The sequence below is a fragment of the Candidatus Thorarchaeota archaeon genome, assembly GCA_013388835.1.
Lineage (GTDB): Archaea > Asgardarchaeota > Thorarchaeia > Thorarchaeales > Thorarchaeaceae > JACAEL01.
Genome location: JACAEL010000014.1, coordinates 1 through 21,280, shown reverse-complemented (window position 1 = coordinate 21,280; position 21,280 = coordinate 1). Strand labels below are relative to the sequence as shown.

25 protein-coding genes and 1 tRNA gene are annotated in these 21,280 nt (G+C 53.0%); 19 read left to right on the top strand and 7 right to left on the bottom strand.

All coding sequences use genetic code 11. From position 1 onward, the window contains the following. The first annotated feature begins 438 nt into the window (after nt 1–438). A complete protein-coding gene (locus HXY34_02290; GenBank protein ID NWF94947.1) occupies nt 439–657 on the top strand; it encodes a 50S ribosomal protein L38e in 219 nt (72 codons plus the stop codon). Here HXY34_02290 and HXY34_02285 read toward each other — a convergent pair. Further along, complete coding sequence (locus HXY34_02285) at nt 654–1,919, bottom strand: MBL fold metallo-hydrolase (protein NWF94946.1); 1,266 nt, start codon at nt 1,917–1,919, stop codon at nt 654–656. The genes HXY34_02290 and HXY34_02285 overlap by 4 nt on opposite strands. Nucleotides 1,920–2,111: 192 nt before the next feature. Here HXY34_02285 and albA point away from each other — a divergent pair, with 192 nt between their 5' ends. Both albA and HXY34_02275 read left to right on the top strand, forming a co-directional pair. Further along, on the top strand, nt 2,112–2,381 hold the full coding sequence (albA, locus tag HXY34_02280; protein NWF94945.1) for a DNA-binding protein Alba: 270 nt from the start codon (nt 2,112–2,114) through the stop codon (nt 2,379–2,381). 74 nt (nt 2,382–2,455) lie between these two features. Beyond that, nucleotides 2,456–3,040, top strand: a complete 585-nt coding sequence (locus tag HXY34_02275; GenBank protein NWF94944.1) for a hypothetical protein — start codon at nt 2,456–2,458, stop codon at nt 3,038–3,040. A gap of 2 nt (nt 3,041–3,042) precedes the next feature. Here HXY34_02275 and truD read toward each other — a convergent pair whose 3' ends face one another. Beyond that, nucleotides 3,043–4,395, bottom strand: a complete 1,353-nt coding sequence (gene truD / locus HXY34_02270; protein NWF94943.1) for a tRNA pseudouridine(13) synthase TruD — start codon at nt 4,393–4,395, stop codon at nt 3,043–3,045. A gap of 11 nt (nt 4,396–4,406) precedes the next feature. Continuing rightward, nucleotides 4,407–4,772: a peptidyl-tRNA hydrolase gene (locus HXY34_02265; protein ID NWF94942.1), complete on the bottom strand. Its 366-nt coding sequence runs from the start codon at nt 4,770–4,772 to the stop codon at nt 4,407–4,409. An 86-nt stretch (nt 4,773–4,858) separates the two neighbouring features. On the opposite strand from HXY34_02265, the gene HXY34_02260 reads away from it, so the two are divergent. The 10 genes from HXY34_02260 (at nt 4,859) to HXY34_02215 (ending at nt 14,441) form a co-directional block, all read left to right on the top strand. Beyond that, nucleotides 4,859–6,058, top strand: coding sequence for an NAD(P)/FAD-dependent oxidoreductase (locus HXY34_02260; protein ID NWF94941.1), 1,200 nt, complete (start codon nt 4,859–4,861; stop codon nt 6,056–6,058). Between the two features lie 59 nt (nt 6,059–6,117). Beyond that, on the top strand, nt 6,118–7,506 hold the full coding sequence (locus HXY34_02255; GenBank protein ID NWF94940.1) for a tRNA pseudouridine(54/55) synthase Pus10: 1,389 nt from the start codon (nt 6,118–6,120) through the stop codon (nt 7,504–7,506). 228 nt (nt 7,507–7,734) lie between these two features. After that, nucleotides 7,735–8,031, top strand: coding sequence for a 50S ribosomal protein L21e (locus tag HXY34_02250; GenBank protein NWF94939.1), 297 nt, complete (start codon nt 7,735–7,737; stop codon nt 8,029–8,031). Nucleotides 8,032–8,037: 6 nt separating this feature from the next. Next, complete coding sequence (locus HXY34_02245; protein NWF94938.1) at nt 8,038–8,373, top strand: hypothetical protein; 336 nt, start codon at nt 8,038–8,040, stop codon at nt 8,371–8,373. A gap of 58 nt (nt 8,374–8,431) precedes the next feature. Then, on the top strand, nt 8,432–9,067 hold the full coding sequence (locus HXY34_02240; protein ID NWF94937.1) for a DUF655 domain-containing protein: 636 nt from the start codon (nt 8,432–8,434) through the stop codon (nt 9,065–9,067). Continuing rightward, nucleotides 9,064–9,930, top strand: a complete 867-nt coding sequence (gene rsmA / locus HXY34_02235; GenBank protein NWF94936.1) for a ribosomal RNA small subunit methyltransferase A — start codon at nt 9,064–9,066, stop codon at nt 9,928–9,930. The genes HXY34_02240 and rsmA overlap by 4 nt, the downstream gene beginning before the upstream one ends. 3 nt (nt 9,931–9,933) lie before the next feature. Beyond that, nucleotides 9,934–10,566, top strand: coding sequence for a methyltransferase (locus tag HXY34_02230; protein NWF94935.1), 633 nt, complete (start codon nt 9,934–9,936; stop codon nt 10,564–10,566). Between the two features lie 143 nt (nt 10,567–10,709). Continuing rightward, nucleotides 10,710–11,543, top strand: coding sequence for an FKBP-type peptidyl-prolyl cis-trans isomerase (locus HXY34_02225; protein ID NWF94934.1), 834 nt, complete (start codon nt 10,710–10,712; stop codon nt 11,541–11,543). Between the two features lie 42 nt (nt 11,544–11,585). After that, complete coding sequence (gene psmB, locus HXY34_02220; protein ID NWF94933.1) at nt 11,586–12,404, top strand: archaeal proteasome endopeptidase complex subunit beta; 819 nt, start codon at nt 11,586–11,588, stop codon at nt 12,402–12,404. A gap of 120 nt (nt 12,405–12,524) precedes the next feature. Continuing rightward, on the top strand, nt 12,525–14,441 hold the full coding sequence (locus HXY34_02215) for a beta-CASP ribonuclease aCPSF1 (protein ID NWF94932.1): 1,917 nt from the start codon (nt 12,525–12,527) through the stop codon (nt 14,439–14,441). A gap of 27 nt (nt 14,442–14,468) precedes the next feature. Here the strand turns inward: HXY34_02215 and HXY34_02210 are convergent, their stop codons facing one another. Then, nucleotides 14,469–14,864 carry a cell division protein SepF gene (locus tag HXY34_02210; GenBank protein ID NWF94931.1) on the bottom strand — a complete coding sequence of 132 codons (396 nt, stop codon included), beginning with the start codon at nt 14,862–14,864 and terminating at the stop codon, nt 14,469–14,471. 112 nt (nt 14,865–14,976) lie between these two features. On the opposite strand from HXY34_02210, the gene HXY34_02205 reads away from it, so the two are divergent. Continuing rightward, the gene (locus HXY34_02205) at nt 14,977–17,658 is read left to right on the top strand and encodes a DEAD/DEAH box helicase (GenBank protein NWF94930.1); all 2,682 of its coding nucleotides are present in this window, start codon (nt 14,977–14,979) and stop codon (nt 17,656–17,658) included. A gap of 44 nt (nt 17,659–17,702) precedes the next feature. Here the strand turns inward: HXY34_02205 and HXY34_02200 are convergent, their stop codons facing one another. After that, nucleotides 17,703–18,206: a DUF1947 domain-containing protein gene (locus HXY34_02200; protein NWF94929.1), complete on the bottom strand. Its 504-nt coding sequence runs from the start codon at nt 18,204–18,206 to the stop codon at nt 17,703–17,705. A 173-nt stretch (nt 18,207–18,379) separates the two neighbouring features. Here HXY34_02200 and HXY34_02195 point away from each other — a divergent pair, with 173 nt between their 5' ends. Both HXY34_02195 and HXY34_02190 read left to right on the top strand, forming a co-directional pair. After that, on the top strand, nt 18,380–18,616 hold the full coding sequence (locus HXY34_02195) for an RNA-binding protein (protein NWF94928.1): 237 nt from the start codon (nt 18,380–18,382) through the stop codon (nt 18,614–18,616). A gap of 7 nt (nt 18,617–18,623) precedes the next feature. Further along, nucleotides 18,624–18,812 carry a 50S ribosomal protein L37e gene (locus HXY34_02190; protein NWF94927.1) on the top strand — a complete coding sequence of 63 codons (189 nt, stop codon included), beginning with the start codon at nt 18,624–18,626 and terminating at the stop codon, nt 18,810–18,812. Nucleotides 18,813–18,980: 168 nt separating this feature from the next. Here HXY34_02190 and HXY34_02185 read toward each other — a convergent pair. Continuing rightward, a tRNA-Ala gene (locus tag HXY34_02185) sits at nt 18,981–19,116 on the bottom strand. Between the two features lie 125 nt (nt 19,117–19,241). On the opposite strand from HXY34_02185, the gene HXY34_02180 reads away from it, so the two are divergent. Continuing rightward, nucleotides 19,242–19,850, top strand: a complete 609-nt coding sequence (locus tag HXY34_02180; GenBank protein NWF94926.1) for a methyltransferase domain-containing protein — start codon at nt 19,242–19,244, stop codon at nt 19,848–19,850. A 31-nt stretch (nt 19,851–19,881) separates the two neighbouring features. Next, nucleotides 19,882–20,400 (top strand): hypothetical protein, encoded by a 519-nt coding sequence (locus tag HXY34_02175; GenBank protein ID NWF94925.1) that lies wholly within the window; start codon nt 19,882–19,884, stop codon nt 20,398–20,400. 63 nt (nt 20,401–20,463) lie between these two features. Here the strand turns inward: HXY34_02175 and HXY34_02170 are convergent, their stop codons facing one another. Beyond that, nucleotides 20,464–21,018: a hypothetical protein gene (locus tag HXY34_02170; protein ID NWF94924.1), complete on the bottom strand. Its 555-nt coding sequence runs from the start codon at nt 21,016–21,018 to the stop codon at nt 20,464–20,466. 113 nt (nt 21,019–21,131) lie between these two features. Here HXY34_02170 and HXY34_02165 point away from each other — a divergent pair. Continuing rightward, the coding region (locus HXY34_02165; GenBank protein NWF94923.1) for a hypothetical protein at nt 21,132–21,280 on the top strand (149 nt) is incomplete at its 3' end.

The following is a 21,280-nucleotide window of genomic DNA, read 5'->3' as shown; positions in this document are numbered from 1 at the left end:
CTCCATCGGCTCTTCTTCTGGTAGCTCTGATCCATTTCGTCAGTACAGACCTGCGAACGCAATAGACGAGATGCAACTCTGTTGCACAAGTGGCTTCGACCTAGTGCCTCACGGCTGAGAATGGCACATGGGAGACTCTGTGTGCCATGCTCGTACAAATCAGGCGGCGCGACGACCCCCTTGTAGCTTCGGACGTGACTTCTGCAACGGAGTAGCAGTCAGGCGTCTGGTGGACAGGGAAATTCGACTTGTGACAGTTGTCAACACTCCGACATTCTTATAACGTAAAGGCCGTGGGGCAGGACGAATCAGCCGACGGGACCATCAGAGTCATTTCTCCTACCGCGGTCTGGAAGTCGGTAGAAGACAATGCTATGCTGAAGTTAGCCGCATGAATGGTCCACAAGCGAAAACCACAGTATGGAAAGGGGCTCACAAATGCCAAAGCAGATTGATGATGTGGAAAAGTTCCTCAAGATGACCGAGGACGCAGCCGAGTGTCGTGTGAAGAGAGGTCGTGACAGCGTGAAACTGAAGCTCCGGACTGGCAAGTACCTCTACACACTAGTCTTGGAGCCCCAGAAAGCCGAGTCGGTCATTCAACAGGTGAAGTGTCAGATCGTTGAGGCGAGGCCCGAGAAAGAGGAGCAGGTCTAGAACTCCACTCTGTCGTTGACAGAGGGCACGATGGCCTTTCGCCCCTTCTTTTCAAGCTTCTCGGCAAGCGCATCACAAGAGTCTGATTCCCCATGGACAACATAGAACACGGGGTCTCCGGGAATGTTCATCAGAACGTCCATGAGACCACGAGAGTCTGAGTGACTGCTCAGATGATGGTATCTGACATCCGCGGCGACTTCAAACACCTTGCCACCTATTGTGACCTTCTTCTTGGCGAGGAGTTCTGCGCCAGGAGTGCCGGGAATCTGAAAACTGACGAGAATCAGACTGTGTCGTGGGTTATCATGCAGCATCTTAAGGTATAGCTGCGATGCTCCACCCTTGAGCATCCCAGCGGGTGTGATGATTACGCTGCCCTCGTTAGCTGCCTGAATTCGGTCACGGTTGTCCTCAATGACACGTGTGTGACTCACAGCCATCTCAAATGCCTTGGGAGAGGCGATGTATTCTGGGTGTTTGGCAACAATCTCGTTTACGCTCCGTGCCAGACCATCGACGTAGATGGGATACTTTGCAGGGAGGTTGTGCTTTGCCAGAATGCACATTATCTCTTGGCTTCTGCCCACGGCAAAGGCGGGGATGAGGGCACTGCCTCCGCGTTCAAGAGTCTCCATCACTGTCTGAACAAGAGCCTCTTCAATCTCCTCCCTGTTGGGATTGATGCGCTTAGCATAGGTACTCTCAGTGACCACGATGTCGTGTCTGGGCAAGTTCTTCCGAGCACCATGGTTCAATTGTGACGCTATGGCATTGAAGTCCCCAGTGAAGAGCACGCGCTTGTCATTGACTCGGAGTGAGACCATGGAACTGCCCGGTATATGACCAGCATTGAAAAGAGTGAACTCAAACTCATGGCCCAGTGGGAGGGTTTCTTCGTACCTGACTGGTTGACACTGACTCCGCAGACGTGCAATGTCCCTAGTCGTGAACGGAAGGCGACCTCTTGCCAGCTTGTCCATATCGCGCACCAGTAGCTGAGTCAGGTCCCTCGTCGCAGGAGTGCAGTACATGAAGAGTTCTTCATCCGACAACAGACGGGGAACAGCCCCAGAATGATCAAGATGCGCGTGTGTGACAATCACTCCCTGAAGCGTATCAGTAGGGACCAGCTGAGGAAACACGGGGGGGTCTAGGAGCTTCACACCGTAGTCAACGAGAAGGCTTTCATTTCCCTGTTCAACAAGAAAACCCGAACGGCCAATCTCCCTGCAGGATCCCAGAAAGGTCAACTGTGTCATCTAGTGAAACATCCAAAGCCACGGCATTCATTGTCAAGAAAAGCTTTACTCGATGGCGGGACCTGTGAAAACAAAGGTAATCGAAAGCAATATTAGACACGCAATGACACAGCATCTATTGCAAGAGGAATCGTACCGGAGAGACTTCGGGTGACGGTGGAGAACACCGGGAGAGAGTCAAGAGAGAAGAACGTGGAGGGATCCACAGTCCTAGTAGGCTCCAAGAACGTCATGTCTTATGTGCTTGCATGCAAGACTCTTTTCGACAAAGGTGCGAAAGAAGTCGTCATAAAGGCCCGAGGTCGACTGATCAGTCGAGCGGTAGACGTTGCGGAGATAGTGCGTCACAGATTCATAACTAGCGCCAAAGTCAAGTCAATCATCATAGACACAACGACCGTACAGACCGAGAAAGGCAGCGACCTGAATGTGTCTACGATTGATATTGTGCTTGCTATATAGATGCAACACAAATTTGATATGTTCGTCGCCCGGAGCCCTGAAGGTACGGGTCTCACGGAACGCGAGGACTTACAATGAAACTGCCTGTGTGTGTCTTTGACCTCGAATCGGACATGCTGTGTCCCAGCTGCCAGAGCAAGCTGGACTCCGGAGAGATTTCCGAGTTCGACGTTGAGTTCAGCAGATGGATGCTAGAACGCATGAAAGGATACCCTGAGCTGGATGATGTCACACTTCTACGGGCAGTGAAGGCGGGACGACGAATCGTTCTACTGGTCAAGAAGAAGAATAAGGAGTTAATGGAGTCTGCTAAGGAACTCCTGACAGAAATCAGAGACACCTACGGTGAGCCACTGATTCTTGAGGGGCCGATGAAGCTCAGGACTGCAGTAAGAACAATGATCTACCCCGCAGTAGAGGTGGGTGTCAATAGCCTGTACCTTCCAGATGGTCACCGCGAGAGTATCGTCATGCTCAAGGCCGAAGATGAACCGAGAATCCCCTTCACAAAGAGTGAACTGAGGACGATAGTCTCAGCAGTTGTCGGAGAGCAGGTCCTCTTTGAGTTCCAAGAAGAGAGAAAGACACATGGCACTGACACAGAGATAGATGCCTTCGGCGAAAAGATGAAGGAGTTCAGCCAGAAACGTGCTCAGTAGAATCACACTCTGTTCAGAGGATGGTTCTTCATGAGTTCTCGCAAGACCACAGTTGCATACGAACCCTTCTGAAGACTGAAACTCAGTGTGATGTTGGAGCCATTGATGACTGCAGACGCGTTGACTGCCCGTAATGAGACTGGATGCAGTCCTCCTGGGGAGTCGAGGGGGCGCATTTCGGGATTCCTGAAGTCAAGCAGATCTGTCCCCTCCTGAGCTAGAAGCTCGCGCAGTAGGTCTGTCTGCGGGCTGGGAGGCATCTTCGTTGAGTAACCGGGGACGGGAGATGCCAAGACATAGTCCCCCTTCTTCACAAGCTCCTGACACTCATCGATACGCCGTTCACTGACGAAGATCCAAGAGTCGCGGCCAGAGTGTGAGCTGCTGCGCTGTATGATGAAGTCACCAGCCTCGGGCTGCTCGATGGACATCCCTCTGCGCATACGCCCGCTAATCAGTCTGTTGAAGAGGAAAGACTGGTATGCGTGAACGAATATCGTCAGTACACGAGGAGGAATCCTACGAATTGCACCAGCGTAGTCACCGGGTCGTTTGATCAGATGTTGAACAACTGCTCGCTCATACCTGAGTTCCTCAGGCAGCTCATCCAAGAGTGCCTTGTCGGGTGCGAGCTCCTCAGACTGACGCTGTCTGGCTTCCGCAAGAGCTGTGGACCCGTGCTCGTCCTGAGTGACCAGCATCTGCCGTACAGCACTCTCAAAGTCCCCTCTCACAAGAAAACGGCCTACAACGTGAGTATATGGTCTCGAAACACCGAATCGCTGAACATCAAAGTAGTTGAGCAGTTGATGCTGTAGCAGTGACTGAGCACAGTCGAGAGCAGTGTCTAGCGGCACCTCAACATCGCGCAGGGCAATGGTGAATCGATTGCCCCACAGGTCACCAACCTGAACCGGCTTGCGTGTGTAGGCTGCATCATAGACGAGGATCCGACTCAGCTTCGCCGATGCAAGCCGTTCAGTCGCGTTTGCAGGGATAGACATGGCCTGAACGGTTATTGCGCGTCTGTCTTTCAGTCCAGCATAGGTCACTGAGTTCGATGGCAGTCTCAACTCAGCCGCAAGAATACTCGCCACATCGATTGTACTTAGACCCATCTTCTGCACTGCGAGGGTGACGTATCTTGACTTGATGCCGTGGACCTCTGAGGGGACAGGCAGGTCCCTCAGAGACTCATTCGGCCAAGGCTGTAACGAGAGGATGTTCCCGTCGGGTGTTATCTCCTCTACTAGGAAGTCCTCATACCGCGCCTTGACCCTGCCGCCAATGCCTTCAAAGTCAGTGGAATAGAACTCCATCCCTATCTGTTGCTCAAGAGGATGAGCCGGTCGCAAGGTATTCCCTCTTAGAGAAGCTTGAGGTCTCCAGTGACCTTGTCTACGATCTCAGATGTGCCCGGGCCAACAGCCACGACAGTCATGGTTCCCGGCTCGAGCTCGGTCATCCCTGCATCTTGTATCAGCGCGCTGGGGAGGCGATGGACGACCGCCAGACGCTGAATCTCCAGCAGTTCATCTGCAGAGTGTACTTTCACTGCCACCTTCTTCTGACCCTCATGGAGCCAAGCCTTCCATACATCCTGATGTGTAATCCTGGCACGTTCTGCTGCGCTGACCGCTCCGTGGGCGACTTGAACAGCAATCTTGCCCTTGCTCATGTCTAGATCCGTGCGGACGGCAATTACCTGCTTGTACTTGAACCGTTCAGTCATAGGTGTGCCACCGAGAGTCGAAAGCCTGAACAGCACGGAGAGATAAAAAGCCTGTAGTTCGGGACCTGTACTGTGAGGCTGCAGAGTTGAACGGACGCATCGTTGTGATTGGAGCAGGACCAACAGGGTTGATTGCAGCCCACGCAGCTGCCAGAGGTGGTCATGATGTCACCGTCTTCGAAGAGCATGGTGTAGTCGGTAAGCCAGATCACTGTGCGGGTCTGGTGAGCCTTACAGGGTTGGCTTCGCTGGGCCTCAGACCGCCGAGTGAGGTCATAGATAACAAGATAGTCGGAGCCAGAATTCACTCGCCCTCTGGCAGCTCGTTCATGATAGAAAGAGGACGAAATGAAGCGGTGGTCCTCTGCCGGCAGGCGTTCGACTGCTGGCTTGCAACAAGAGCTATTACGGCTGGAGCAGGGGTAGAGGTCTCCAGTCCCATAAGAGGACTGATAGTGAAGAGGGGGGCGGTGTCTGGAGTCTACGTGGGCAAGGATAGACTGGAGAGAGAGGCAGGATTGGTAATCGACGCAGAGGGATTCAGAGGGCGACTAATCCACGATGTAGGAATGCCCACCGTGAAGAACCAGGCGAAGCTGCCCGCATATCAGTACGAGGTCAGGAGTGTTGACATTGAGGAGAACATCGTAGAGCTGTTCTACGGGCGCAGAATTGCCCCTGGCTTTTTCGCATGGATAATCCCACGTGGCGACGGCCGCGCGAGAGTTGGGCTCGCAGCACGAAACATGACAAGGGCTAGGCTCGATGCTGCCATTAGACACCATCCGGTAATGAGAGAGAGACTGAAGGGAATGACAATAGAGCGAGGGCTGGGTGGCGTTGTCATCTCTGGAATGCCAGTGAAACGCACACACATGGACGGACTTCTAGTCGTTGGTGATGCCGCAGGGATGGTCAAGGCAACCACCGGCGGCGGTATAGTGATGGGAGGTACGGCGGCACTTCTCGCAGGTCGAACCGCATCTGAAGCCATGTCTGCGGACTGCGTCTCGTCGAGAGACCTCGTGCGATACGAGGACCGCTGGAGAGGAGCCATCATGAGCGACCTTCGAAGTATGTACGTCGCTCAGAAACTGCTTTCCTCACTATCGGATAAGGGTCTGGACGCCTTGGTATCAGGCATAAGCGAACACGGTCTGATGGAGATTGTGAAGAGGGAGGGGGACATGGACCGGCAACGAAGAGTAATAGTGGGTCTGATGAAGAAACCCAAGATGCTTCTGACGGGGGTCTCGGTAACCAGGTATCTGTTGCCGCTGGGCTGAGCCTGCTTGAACAGCTTTATCAACCTCTCACTTCAGTGAGCATCTGGAGCCTCTGATGTATGGAAGACATTCCAATCGAAACCATGCTGACCGCATCGCTCAGGCTCCTTGAGGGACATCCACTCTGTGACGGCTGCATGGGTAGGCAATTCGCTTGGCTTGGTACAGGTACATCTAATGAGGAGCGAGGAAGGTCGCTCAAGCTTGTCCTGACGATGACAGCAGATAGGCTGATTCGGACGGACTTGAAGGAGAAGGGGAAGAACATCATCTCTATCCTGGCCGGGAATGGAATGTTCGAGTCTGCCAAGAAGCTGGCGGCGAAGAACGGTGTGGACTACAAGGAGTCAGCATACTGTCACCTCTGTACGCTAGATGGTCAGAGCGTATTCAAGCGAATCCCGGAGATTGTCCAGTACTGTGTCGAGAGACTCGCAAGGATTGAATACGACAGCTTCCTGGTCGGGAGCATTCCAGCACCGGTTCTATCAGAAAGAGAAGACGAACTCAGGTCGGTGCACGGACTTCTTCACGGTGAGAACCTCAAATCACACTTCAATCGTGAACTGGGAAAACACCTGCAGGAAGCCCTGAGGAAACCAGTTGAGTTTGAGAGTCCCGACATCGTTGTCGTGTTCGACATGACACAGAATCTGGTCCGCTTTCAGGTGAAGCCCCTATTCATCTACGGCAGATACCGAAAACTAGTCAGAGGCATCCCCCAGTCCAGATGGGACTGTACCGTATGTGGTGGGGCGGGCTGCGACGAGTGCAAAGGTACGGGCCGGAGGTATCCGGACTCGATATCAGAGTACATTGGAATACCCGCAAGAGAGGCTGCAAGAGCCGTGGATTTCAAGTTCCATGCGGCAGGACGGGAGGACATAGACGTTCTAATGCTGGGCTCCGGACGACCATTTGTCCTTGAACTCAAACGTCCTAGGATACGGAACATTGACTTGGAATCCCTCGCGAGAGAGATTGTGTCAAGGTCAGAGGGAAGGATTGAAGTGAGCGGACTCTCAGTCACGCGCCGAGAAATGGGGCAGGCTCTGAAGAGAGATGCATCAGTGACTGTCAAGGAGTACTTCGCCTTGATGCGCGTAGATAGGGCTGTGACAGAAGAGGAACTCAGGGCAGTCGAGAAGGCATTACAGGGTGTGGACATCGACCAGAGAACTCCGACAAGGGTTGCCCATCGTCGAAGTGACTTGGTGAGGAGGAAGCGTGTTCATGACATATCACTGAAACCTCGAACCGATGGCCTAATCGAAGTGCGTCTCAGAGTACAGGGCGGCACCTACGTGAAGGAGCTAATCTCTGGCGATGAACAGAGAACACAGCCATCGATTGCAGGCCTGCTGGGGGCAGTGGCAGAGTGCGTGGAATTGAATGTTGTGGCAGTGCACACTGAAACCAGCAACACCAGCATGGGTGCCATTCCATAGTGAGGGCGGTGACAGGCGATAGATCACCTCACCACCGACAGTGTCAGCACCTCACAACAGTCTGTCAGAGGACATACTGAGCAAATCTGTCCTCTCCCAGAGCAGTCTGCGCTACCTGAAACCGACCATAATGCTTAAGTGACAACCGACTTGGTCATGCTGGAAATCCGACTGCCGAGTCATAGAGGCCGTCAGGAAGACCCTACTGCCAAAGGGGATGGAAAGCTCATGGTCAAGAACAGCCACGGATTCCGCTGTCGCACGCGAGGCCTGATGTCTAAGAACATTAGGAGGAAGGGACTGAGCCCCCTCAGTTCACTTCTACGGGACTATCAGTCAGGTCAACGCGTAGACATCGTGATAGACCCCGGATTCCACAAGGGGATGCCCCATAAGAGATTTCACGGACGGACAGGCGTGGTCACTGGCACCAGAGGACGAGCAGTTCTTGTTGACGTTGCGGTGGGGAAGACCATGAAGACCTTGATCATTCGCCCTGAACACCTTCGCCCCAGCAGAGGCTGAGACCAGATGCCCAAGGAGACACTCGGAGAGGAGGAGATTCCACTTCCAATCGTCAAGAAGCTCCTCGCCAAGAGAAGCAAGGAGGGTGAGGTGTCCTTCCAGCAGACGATTACACTGGACCACGCTTCAGCATTCTCCAAGATGACACCAGCTGTAGCTACCAAGGTGATAGAGAAGCTGATGAAGTCATATAACCTCACACGGGGGCAAGCCGTCCAGATTGTCAATATCTCACCGACAACAATCGAAGAGCTGCGCACTCTGATAGATGCCCGTTCTGCAAATCTCACGGACGAACAGATGTCGGAGATTGTGGATTTGGTCACTAAGAGCAGGTCTTAGGATACTTGGGAAGGCATTTCGTGCTGGACGACTCATTTATATCTCTTCATGAGAGTCCATGCACAACGGACGGACCGATTGTCAGGAGCGTGGAACCATGGAAGGTGCTCAGAATAGGCGGTACGAGTCACACGCATATGTCCTGGCAGTGGTACCTCCGAAATCATACCTTAGAGACTCCCGATCCAGAGGTATGACGGTAGTTCAAGCGATTGGCGAAACACATCTCACCTTGCTGGAGCTGTTACCCAAAAGAGGTGTGCGAATACACGCCCAAGAGCGAGTTGGCATAGACAGGGCATCGATGGACAAGATTGAACGATTCCTCCGCAGAATAAGCTACGAGGATCTGGCACCTGAGGCTGCGGCAGAACTACCTCTCGTCGTGGAGATGTTAGTCACCAAACATGAGATGAAATACGTCCAGTTCTTCAATGAGGCTCAACCAATCACAACCCGTATGCACTCGCTCCAGCTGCTACCGGGAATTGGGCAGACACTCATGTGGGCCATATTGGAGGAGAGAAAGAAGGAGCCCTTCAAGAACTTCGACGATATCGCTCAGCGAACCAAGCTTTCAAACCCCAAGAAGGTGGTGACTGCACGGATAATCCAAGAACTGCAGGAAGATGTGAAGCGTTGGTTATTCGTGAGGCCCCCGCCGCAGGACGACGATAGAGAAAGGTCTAGGTGAGCTTTCTGCACAGCGCAAGCATTGCCTCTACACTACGCAAGTATGGGGTCACACCAAGGAAGAAGTATGGTCAGAGTTTCTTGACCGATGTGACCGTGGCACAGAGGATGGTCGATGCTGCAGCACTGGCGGCTAAGGACAGAGTGCTTGAGATTGGCGGCGGGCTGGGGATGCTCACCCAGCAGATTGCACCTGCAGTGGAACATCTCTATGTTGTGGAGATAGACGAAGGACTGGTGAGAGCTCTGAAGGACAGGTTTCGAAACACACCCTCAGTGGAGATCATACTTGGAGATGCCCTCAGAGTCGATTTGCCCCAAGTCAATAAGGTGATCTCCAACCTCCCATATAGCATATCATCCGAGGTCACCTTCAGAATACTGAATGAGATTGACTTTGAACTGGCAATACTGATGTATCAACGTGAGTTCGCAGACAGAATACTGGCCAAGCCCGGTTCCCGGGAGTACTCGCGTCTATCGATTGATGTGCAGTATCTGGCGGTGGCAGAGTCGGTCACGAGTGTGCCTGCCACTAAGTTCTATCCCAAGCCGGCGGTGGACTCAACTGTGCTGAAACTGACCAAGAGGAGGGATGGCCCACTTGCCCGAAACCGGGCAACATTCTATCAGCTTGTGCATGCCATCTACTCCTATCCCAACAAGCAGCTCAGAAAGTCACTTGGCATCTGGTTCACCAACTTGGGACTAGACCGAGAGCTGGCCGACACAGTAATCAGCAGGTGCAAGAAGCGCTTCCATGGGGAGGAACGAATCAGAACGTTGACCCTAGAAGACCTTGTGACTCTTGCAGATGAGGTCAGCCAAATGATTGACGAGGGACTGCTGCCTCAACTGGAGTGAGACATGTTGAGATCGGATGACCTCGAGATTGTGACCTTTCCCAATGTGTATCCTCCTTCCGAGGACTCGTATCTCCTGTGCGACTCGATTGAAGCAACCCCCGGCGACACGTTACTCGACGTGGGATGTGGGACCGGTCTCATAGCTCTCTCCGCGACCAAGGTGGCAAGGTACGTTCTTGCTCTGGACATATCCCTTGAAGCCGTGCGCAACACCTCCTCGAATGCACGGGCAAACAGGATTGACAGTTGTTTCGGGGTTGTTCAGTCGGACCTACTCGGGGCACTCCGGTCCAGCCAGCGTTTTTCCATAATCGCCTTCAATCCACCATATCTGCCTGCAGACGGACTGACATCATCCCTTGACTGTGCCCTGATAGGTGGAGAGACTGGCACAGAAGTAACGATTCGGCTCATCAATCAGGCGGTCGGACATCTTACGGATGGTGGATGCCTCTATGTGGTGGTGTCTTCACTTGCTCGTCCTGACGCCATCATGGACTACATGAGAAAGCAGTCGCTGGCTCCAGAAGTCGTGGCAGAGGCCAATCTCTTCTTCGAGCATCTTCAGGTACTGAGAGGACGAAGACTCTCACAGGCCGCCCTCGGTGCGGAGAGAGGTCTTGTCAACGCGTAGAGTGGTGTTGAAGCAACATGATCTCGCCGACCACGAGCCACTCCTAGCATGTCACATACCACGCCGAGGACATACTCAAGCAAATCGTTTTAAGAGGCTCGTAATGAGGGCGGCTGAAAAGGGCACATCTGGAGAAGTGCAAGATGACCGAGCAGGAAACCCCTAAGGAAACCAAGGCCAAGAAATCTGCGACCAAGAAGCCAACTCGAAAGGAGGAGACGCAAGGCGCAGTGGAAAGGGCAGAGACCGAGGGCACCGTGTCCAAGGGCAGTCTAATCTACCTCGATTATGTTGGCAGGACAAAGGAGGACGGTCAGGTATTCGACCTGACACTGGAGGATGTAGCCAAGGCGGAGGGTATCTACAAGGAGGACAGCAGGTACGAACCCATCCTCGTAGCGGTGGGCTGGAATTGGCTGCTTGGAGCCATTGAGGATGAGCTTGTTGGAATGAAGGTTGGCGAGAGTAAGAGAATTGAGGTTCCTCCAGAGAAAGGAGCTGGACCCAAGGACCCGAAGAAGGTCAAGATGATACCCAAGATGAAACTCGCCAAGCACGGCGTCAAGGGGTACGTCGGAGAGAAAGTGAAGTTTGGTCAAGAAGAGGGAGTGATCACTCTGTCAGTGGGCAGGACTTGTCGGGTAGACTTCAACAGTCCTCTTGCCGGTCAGACACTCGTGTTTGATGTGACTGTGCGAGGGATAGTCAGCGACGTACAGGAGAAACTCAAGGCCATTGTCAAGAGGCGCATCCCAATACTGCCAGACGACAAGTATTCAGTCACGCTTGACGGGGACACAATCACTGTGGAGCTACCGAAGGAGAGTCGCTACATCGATGGTGTCCAGTATGCTGAGATTGGCATTGCAAAGGACTGCCTTCAAGTCCACGAGAAGGCCAAGCAGGTGAAGGTCGTAGTCACATTTGACAGACCTGAGGAGAACAAGACATCACATCCGACTGAAGAGACCTCCTGAGATGCTGTGCAGAGGTTGCTATGACCTCTCATGGCAGCACTGATGCCGACACACGGACTTGCCCCAGTCGACACTCGCGCAGTTCAAGTGGTAGCCCTCTGTGCGTTCTGTGCACGAGTCCCGCATTGTCGTCCACTGAGAAACCTTTATTACGACTCTGCAGAGCGGTTTCATATCACTAGTTCTCCTACACACCGACTAATCAGCAGGAAGTCAGTCAAATTGGAGCAGCAAACACAACCGGCAACAGAGTTGAAGACCGGAACTACAACGGTGGGCTTAGTTGCAAAGGACTGTGTTGTGTTGGCCAGTGACCAACGGGCCACAATGGGATACCTGATTGCAAACAAGACCGCCAAGAAGATCTACAAGATCACTGACAGAATCGGCGCCACAATCGCAGGTTCTGTAGCGGATGCACAGGCCATGATGGACCTGCTCAAGGCCGAGGCCAAGCTGTTCGAGATAGAACGCGGAAAGCCAATCAGGGTCAAGGCTCTGACGAAGCTTCTGAGCAACATCCTCTTCCAAGGCAGAGGGATGTACCTGCTGCAGTGTCTTGTAGGAGGCTTTGATGAGGAGGGTCCGCAGGTCTTCTATACGGACTTCATCGGATCTGTCCTTCCTGACAAGTTCACCGCCACTGGATCTGGGTCGCCATATGCACTCGGCGTACTCGAGTCCGGTTACAAGGATGACCTTCCAAAGAAGAAGGCCATCGAGCTGGCCGTAAGAGCGGTCGCTGCGGCAATCGAGAGAGACGCGGCTTCGGGCAACTCAATCTTGGTGAGCGTGATTGACAAGGAAGGGTACCAGGAAGTCGACAGGGACACTATCCTCAAGATCTGGAAAGGCGAATAGCAACAGCCTTCGTGTCAGTCCGCAGTTCAGACTGCGGTCAATGTCCAGTCCCAGAGACGTGGACACGAGGACAACAACAACGGCGCAGACAACAAGCCTAGAGCTGAGATGTGATTCTAGATGGGTTCTGAAGAGAGTGAGAGCGTCTACACAGATGTGCGCGATGCGCTGATGAAAGCACTGCCCCGTTCGGCAGCAATCAGTTCGGTGGAGTACGAAGGACCAGAGATAGCAATCTACTCCAAGGCACCGAAGATACTACTTGACGACGGAGATGCAATCAAGGCTCTGGCACGAAAGATGCGGAAACGGATTGTAGTCAGGTCTGCACCAGAAGTCAGACTGCCTCACGAGGAAGCAGAGAAGAACGTCAGGGAACTGGTCCCTGCGGAGGCAGAGATAACTGCAATTGACTTTGATGACTCAAGGGGCGAGGTGATAATCGAGGCCCAGAAACCAGGGCTGGTGATTGGTCGTAGCGGTATCACGCTCCGTGAGATAACACGTCAGACATTCTGGCGTCCGACTGTGCAGAGGACACCGCCAATCGAGAGCAAGCTCATAAAGCAGATCAGGCTCATCATGCAGGCAGAGGCCGCAGCAAGAAACAAGGCAATGCGCGATATCGGCCGCAGGATTCACAGGGCTACTCTGATAGATAACGGCTGGATTCGACTCACTGCACTCGGAGGCTTCCGCGAGGTTGGTCGCCAGTGTATGCTGCTTCAGACCTCTGAGAGCAATGTGATAATTGACATGGGCGTCAACGTGGGAGCACCAGCAAGAGCATTTCCACGTCTTGACATGCCAGAGATCAGTTTCGAGGAGATTGACGCAGTCATCATCAGCCACGCACATCTCGACCACTGTGGGATGGTGCCGTTCCTATTCAAGTACGGATACAGAGGACCTGTCTACATGACTGCACCCACTCTCAATCTGGCCACGTTGCTGCAACTGGACTACCTTGACGTGGCAGAGAGAGAAGGCAAGCTGAGACCCTATCGCGACAGGGACGTCAGGCAGGCGGTCATCCACACGGTGCCTCTGTCCTACGGAGAGGTCACGGACATAGCACCAGATGTCCGACTCACACTCCATAATGCTGGCCACATACTTGGCTCGTCAATCGTTCACCTGCATGTCGGCGACGGGCAGTACAACTTGGCCTACACGGGCGACTTCAAGTTTGGCCGGACTCGGCTTCTCGAACCTGCCACGTTCACATTTCCAAGACTCGAAGCACTCATAGTCGAGAGCACTTATGGTCATCCAACCGATAAGATGCCGCCAAGGCAGGAAGTAGAACGTAAGTTCGCGATGATAATCAAGAAAGTCATTGAGCGCGGAGGGAAGGTACTGATACCGGTTCTTGCTGTGGGACGCGCACAGGAGATCATGCTCGTGATTGAGGACTTGGTGTCAAAGAAACGAATACCGAAGGTACCCGTGTACATAGAGGGGATGATAGCTGATGCTACAGCAATTCACACCACTCACCCGGAGGCGCTCAGCAAGAAAATTCGGGAGATGATATTCCACCAGGGTGTGAATCCCTTCCTGAATGAGATATTCGTTCAAGTCGACAGCGCAGAACAGAGAGAGTCGATAGCGAATGGTGAACCATGCATAATCATGGCGACATCCGGTATGCTTGCGGGAGGACCAAGTGTCGAGTACTTCAGACTGCTCGCACCAGACGAGAAGAATGCGATAATCTTCGTGTCATATCAGGGAGAGTCCACGCTTGGTCGAAGGATTCAGAAGGGCTGGAAGGAGGCCCAGATGCGTACTCGCGACGGCCAGGTCTTGGTTGTTCCTGTGAACATGACCGTGGAGACCGTCGAGGGGTTCTCAGGACACTCTGACAGGAAGCAGATTCTGAACTTCATAAAGAGGATTACCCCGCAGCCGGAGAAGATACTCACCTGCCATGGGGAGGCCTCCAAGTGCCTGAACCTGGCATCTGCCATCCATAAGTCACTCAACATAGACACAAGGTCACTGATGGTGACAGAGAGCATCAAGCTGCGGTAGAACAGAAACAGGACTCGCCTTCAGGAACTACATCTTCACAAATGACGGGGTGACAATCACACAGCCGTCATTCACCAATGCAATGTCCGCACTGAAAGCGCGTGTTGCTCCGCGAATCCTTTCGATTATCCGCTTCAGCTCAAGATGGCTCTGAGCATCGCCCTTGTTCAGGCGAGTTATGTCAAGCAGAACGATATTCCCATCACGTACCTCGTTGACCACGAATGGAACATCATCCAGTGACTCAAGACGCTTGGACCGGATGAATATCGCATCCAGTTCGGACAGCCGTTTCTGCTCCCGCATAGGGTCTGCCCTGGCGGCCTCCACCGAAGGGGCGAACAGTCCCATGCTGGTCGAACGGACTGTTGGGGACTCTTCTGTACGGGCTGCATCCTTGCTACGTCTGAAGACATACCTCATTCTAGGCTCACCTGTGGATGAGCTGGCCAGTCACATGGATGAAGAAAAGTGCGAGTATTATCGTACTCTGAAAAAGGACATATAGTGAAGCTCGCCACATCCGAGTATTGAGATGTCAGAGAAGAAGGCTTGCGATGGACCAACAAGACTCCGTGAGAACATCAAGGCCCTCGCAAACAGATATGCTGTCGAAATCCTGCGGACTCTTAGTCCGAGCCCCGGTGGCATAATACCTGAGTTGAGCTGGGAAGATGTTGTCATCGGCGTTCTCAGGCTTTCAGGGTACTCGGGACTGACAAAGAAAAGGACTGCCGGCAAGACACGAGAGCAGGCGGACTTCGAGGAGGCAAAGCAGAGGATAACTTCCGGTGGTACACTCTACGACAGCATGAAGAAGCTGGTAGCCGCAGGCTACATACAAGCGACTGGAGAGAGTGGGAAGAAGAATCGGCGGTTCAGAATAACCTACGAGGGACGACTTGCTCTGGCCGCAATAAGCACTCTCCAGGGCGAAGTGAGAACTGACACAGAAATGCGGTCGGCTGCAACCCTGCTTCTGAAACATAAGAACTTCATCAGACTGCTGCCTGCACAGGAGAGGTTCCTCGAAGAGGTGGGGGAGGTGAGAGGCAACCTTCTCATACAGATGCCGCCCGGCTCAGGAAAGACCTTTCTAGCGATGATGGTCGTCCTGAACCGACTTGAGAAGGGGTTTCGCTGCCTCTACGTAAGCCCCTACCTGTCCCTGACCAGACAGATAATTGATGAGTATGGCGAGTTACTGAACAAGATAGGCTACACATACATCAGATATGACGGCCAATCAGAAGTGGCTCAGGAGGACTTGGAGCACGCGCATCTTGTTGTTGGAATATACGAGTCTGTGCTGAACTCAATTCTGGAGGGACAGAGATGGACAGAGGGACTCTCTCTTGTGGTCATCGACGAACTGCCAGAGCTCTCTTCTCAGACAGAGGAGGTCCATGCCTACAACCTCGGTACGGACAGAAGTGCTAAGATCGACTATGTCATCTCGTTTCTGAAACAGAGAGCTCAGCTCATAGCATTGTCATCCAGATTCGGAGAGACAGAGAGGGTTGCAGAGTGGCTGAATGCGAGTATATTCAGGCCAAGTGTGCGATTGACTCCAGACGAGTTTACAGTCAGGGTGGTCGAGAATGGCACAGAAATCCTCAGCAGTGATGGGACTCAGAGATACAGGAGCAAGTTCACAAATCTGACCGATGCAGTGCTTGAGCACATTCGACCTGATGACGAGAAGTCGCTTCTGTTTGTCGCAGGGTCAAGAGCTGGCGCAGAGATGCTCGCGGCGAGTCTTGCCAAGAGACGACCTCTGAAGATTGCACCAGAGGTCATTGAGATGATTATGGGCAAGGGTGACCTCTTACCTGCTGCAAGCCGTCTGAAGGACTTGCTTGAGAAAGGTGTAGCATTCCATCATGCAGGACTTGACGCGGACTTGCGAGGACGCCTCGAAACTGCAATCAGAATGGGGGCTGTGAAGACCGTCGCATCAACAACTGGAATCACATCAGGCACTAGTTTCCCATTCGATTCGGTGATACTCATGCTGACGCCATGGTCGGGAGTGGGCTTCAACCTCACAAGGTCAAGGTATCTTCAGATCGCAGGGAGGATAGGCGAGTATCATCTGAGCGAGCATGGTGGAACAGTATATGTCGTCTACCATCCTCCAATCAGGCAGTTTGACAGCATCGAGAAGCTGCAGAGTGTGCTCCTGCACGGGCCTATCGAGCCGATTGTACCGGAGATGATGGACCCGTCACTCTTTACCAGTGTCGTTGTGAGGGAGGCCGCAAGACAGCAGAGGTTCACACGAGATGGCCTCGAGGAATCGGTACTGACCATTGTGGCTGGCACTCTCGCTGCTGCTGTGATTGATGACCATGCACAGCGCACAAGGGAGCAGTTCAACAAGCTCTTCAGGTGGTTGGAGCAACAGGGACACATAGTCCTCGATCAGACGGAGTACCAGTTAGCAGAGGAAGAACGTGTAGCAATAGACTCCGGGCTGGGTCTGTTCGACCTGATAGGAATAAGGGACAGGCTTAAGGTTCTTGGCGAGAACCCAGACACAAAGGTCATGCTAGAAGTGGTCCTTGCAACACGACTCGTGCAGTCTGCAAGACCCAGAACCGTCATTCCATCTCAGATAGAGATGGACATGGCGGGATTGGAGGAGATTGAGAAGTGGTACATGGACAGTGTGGAGAAGCGAACAGCCCTTAAGGAGTTGGTGCTACACGGATGGGTTTCGGAGAAGGGAGTCGCTGAAGTGATTACATCAGCAGTGACCCAGAAGGCAGACTCTGCAGAGGACAAGCTCACAATCGGCGACATAGATGAGGGAGACCTTTCTACACTTGTACAGCTAGCAAGTGATACGGCCACTAGTATCTCCCAGTTTCTTGATAGGACGAGAAGGGAGCGGCTGGCGCGGAGATTCAAGACGCTATCCAGACAACTCAGGTATGGATGCAAGGAGGACATGGGTGAGTCGGACCTCTTTGAACTCAGGATATCAGATGAGCGAGGCATAACAAGGGGACTGTTGAGAAGCGAGGCGAGGACGCTATTCGAACATGGTTACAAGACCATTGACGAGATTGTACACAGAGACATAGACCCCTCAAGATCAGACCTTGCACGGGACAGGTTCGCACGTAATTGTGGACTCGACTCCGTCATGGCAAAGACAGTGTATAGAGCAGCTCTGGACGTGGTCAGGACGAGAGCCGGGAAGAGGCGATGATGAACAAGAATAGTGCAACAGTGCTCAAGGCGTTCTGATAGCTACTACGCCTTGCCAAATTCCCAATACGGGTCCCCCACGTAGTGTCTGTTGATGACCACCTTTCCTGATGTGGCCGCGCGCATCTCTTCGCTACTCATGATTGAGATACCGACTGCCAACGGTTTGCCGTGCCTTTCATCGACAATAGCCACTGCAGAGTCTCGGGCAATACCATCGCTTATTCTGGTAACGCCCGGACGCATGACATCTGCACCGTTAGTGACAAAACGCACAGCACCCATGTCAACTGCGACCTCAGGGATTCGCACTGCGCCATCAAGCAGAACCCTCAGTGTGGGCAGCATTCGTCCCGAGGACTCAAAGAACAGGATTACACCGTCTGACAGAAACACTCTCGAACCGTCTTCAAGCTCACCTTCTTCAATCCGCCACTCTTTTGAGGCGGTTATGGGGGTGTCTAGGTCTCGGCTCAGTTGGTCCAGAAGGTCCTTCTGTTCCTTGATCTTCATCAGGTGGCGCTTCTTGATGCGTTCAATCTTGGGCATACTGGAACGCTCCCATATTGAGTAGTGTCCCGCCGCTCTTTTGGATGTGGCTTGAAGACTCCGTTTCATCGTCATCTTTTTAAGTAGTCCCCTGGCCTGAGCCCGAGAATCATGAACTCAGGTGTCATGGTGAGTGTTCTTTGTTGGTGGTTTCAGTGAACTCAAGTAGACCCATGGAGCTCCTCCAGAAGTCCATTGGTGCTCAGATACTTGTGGAACTGAAGGGAAGAAAGAAGCTCAAAGGACGCCTGCGCGGATACGATCAGCATCTGAATCTAATACTGGAAACAGCTGAGGAGATCTCAGTCGATGAGACCTCTGAGAAGGCTGAGCCGATCAATACTGTGATTGTGCGTGGTGACAACGTGATTCTCGTGTCACCGCCACCCAAAGAACCCACAAAGGAGTAGTGCACAAATGGGTAAGGGAACACCGTCAAAGGGTAAGAAGAACAATCCGCACCACATCAGATGCCGACGCTGCGGCAGAAGGTCCTATCATGTCAGGCACAAGAGGTGCGCTGCGTGCGGCTACGGTGTGTCAAGCAGACTGCGGAGCTACAACTGGGCCCACAAGAAGGTCTGGGGCGCACGCGTTCGAGGCTAGGACCGGTAACTCTTCAGTCACCGTGGGCGACGTACGAAACCAGATTGTTTGAGTCTCGCCTAGAAGTACTCTCATCTTCAGGACTCTTATTCGGTAACAGAATCGAGCTCAGGACTACTGCTCAAGTGGCATCATGAAGTCACTGATCCTCGCCCGAGAATGAGGAGATGGTGGACCGGCCGTGATTTGAACACGGGACCTCCTCCACTTTGGTTAACAGACCTAGTTCTGCTGTTGCCAAGGAGGCGATCTATTTCCCCACAGCCTCATTGCTGAGGCCATGGCCGGGCTAATCTACCGGCACATTCGAAATCCGTTCTCTTACTGACTGGTTAAAAGAATTGTGGAAACACACGCTCTATTGTCATATGACTCGCGCTTCTCATTGCGTTTAAAGCCGGTGTGCCAATCACAGATTGAGACTATAACATGCCCGAAGCGAGGTCGAGATTTGAAACACCACTACAAGAGGTCACCGTGGAGAGAGTCTCGAAACAGGGCCTAATCATAGACATTGGGGGTGGCGGGGAAGGCATCGTGTCAAGGGTCGAGGGCACGAGAGTCTGTGCAGTAGACATACGTCTGGATGAGATACTCGAAGCACGAATACATGGCTCCGAGCCACAGTGGATAGTGGCAGACGCGGAGTATCTGCCATTCAAAGACGAGTCCTTTGCCATATCGACACTCTGGTTCTCTCTGTGCTATATGCGCTCATGGTACAAGAAACACGCAGTGTTGAAGGAGGTGTGGAGAGTGCTGCAGGAGGGCGCGACAGTCTCAGTACTTGCATCCAAGATTGACTGCACGGAGGATGTCTTTGTCATCAACATACACTATACGCTCCCTGATGGCACGGTCTCACAGGTCGGCTATGGGGTGCACGGAAACCAGGACCAGAATCCCACTACTGTGACTGACATGATGAGTAGGTCTGGCTTTACAGTCGTACTAAGCGAGGAACATGAACACTGGTTCAGGTTGGAGGTAGTCAAACTCGGCGCTCCCAAAACCTTAAAGAAGACACGGAATGCCTGAGCGACCACACTACGCAACCAGGTAGAACAAGATGAGCCTAGTAGTTTGGTGGAGACGTGGCAGTAAGCCCGGGCTTGTGATTATGCTCTTGGGCATAGCTGGTTTCGTCCAGGTTCCCGTACTGTGGCACGCTCAGACGTACGTGAGAGTCCTGAGTGCAGAGCTCCAGCTTATCGTTGCGCTTGGTGCCATGGCAGTTCTTGGAGGCGCCTATGTCCTCATGGCTGAGGCAATGTACCGCTGGGCTAACATCATATCAAAGCGTAAGGTCCGAAGAAGGCAGCAGGACCGCACTGACTTCATGTCAAGGCTCTCCACATTCGCAAGGTCAACTGAGGATATGCCCGTCTTCGTAGGAGTTGCACTCCTTTCCTGTCTCTTCCTCATGTTCTACTTCGTGCCGTTCGGGATTGCTGCAGTGTCGAATGAACCCTCTTGGCTCGCGACGCTCTCCTTCTTGGACTCCCTGTTCATCTATCCTCTGGCTGTCAACATCGCGGCAGTACTCACCGCGCTGGTTGCAAGCTACATGAACCACAAGATCCGGTAGGCAGACACCTTGCTTGTAGCGTTCCGCGAGATTGGCGGTGAATCGTAGAGAGTTCCCCGTTGCTCAGCTGGATTCATCACTTGCCGCAACGGCGGATTCACCAAGTATTCCGGACTCTGCTTCCGTGTTGGCGACTGATCTCGATTGTAGCCAGTCACCGGACGAGTCAACAGGCGATGGTTTCAACCTCGCCAGTAGATAGAGCGCAAGCAGGGACAGGGGCACAGGGACACCTATGAGCTGTCTGTAGGGCCAGTATGGATCCCAGAGGGAGGGCAGGAAGGTCATCAGTATTATGAAGAGAATCGGTGCATAGGCAAGGGCTCCGACAAGTAGCGCCTTCTTTAGTGTGGTCTTGCCTTCGTAGTAGCGCATTGCCATTATTGGAATCAGCAGGTATAAGCCCTGGACAGGGAGGGTGGGAATCAGCTCAAGTATGGTCGGTATCGTGAGCGATGACCCGGCCGAGCTGCTTATCAACGCCCATCCAACGGCCCCGATTGTTATGGTGAATCTATCAGCCACAAACCACCAAGGAGCCAGATAGACTACAATCAGCATTACTGCTCCGGCCACAGATGGCCTCAGTCCCCGAGGCTCGTCTTTCTTCTCGCCCATAGGATGTCCCGACTAATCATCTTGCAGCGGCATATTACCCTTACGGTCAAATAACCAAAAAAAAATATAAGATTGGTGCCCGATGAGATAGGGGCCCAGCAAGTGGGCGGAGGATGGATAGATTGAATCGAGAGAGACTGGTACTAGTAGTGCTAGTTGTGGCTGTAGCACTGAGCCTTCTCAGGCCTGCTGCTGCAGTCCATGAGCCAACTGGAGTCCAAGCCAACGATGGCACCGTGTACTCGGGAGATGCCCAGATGCT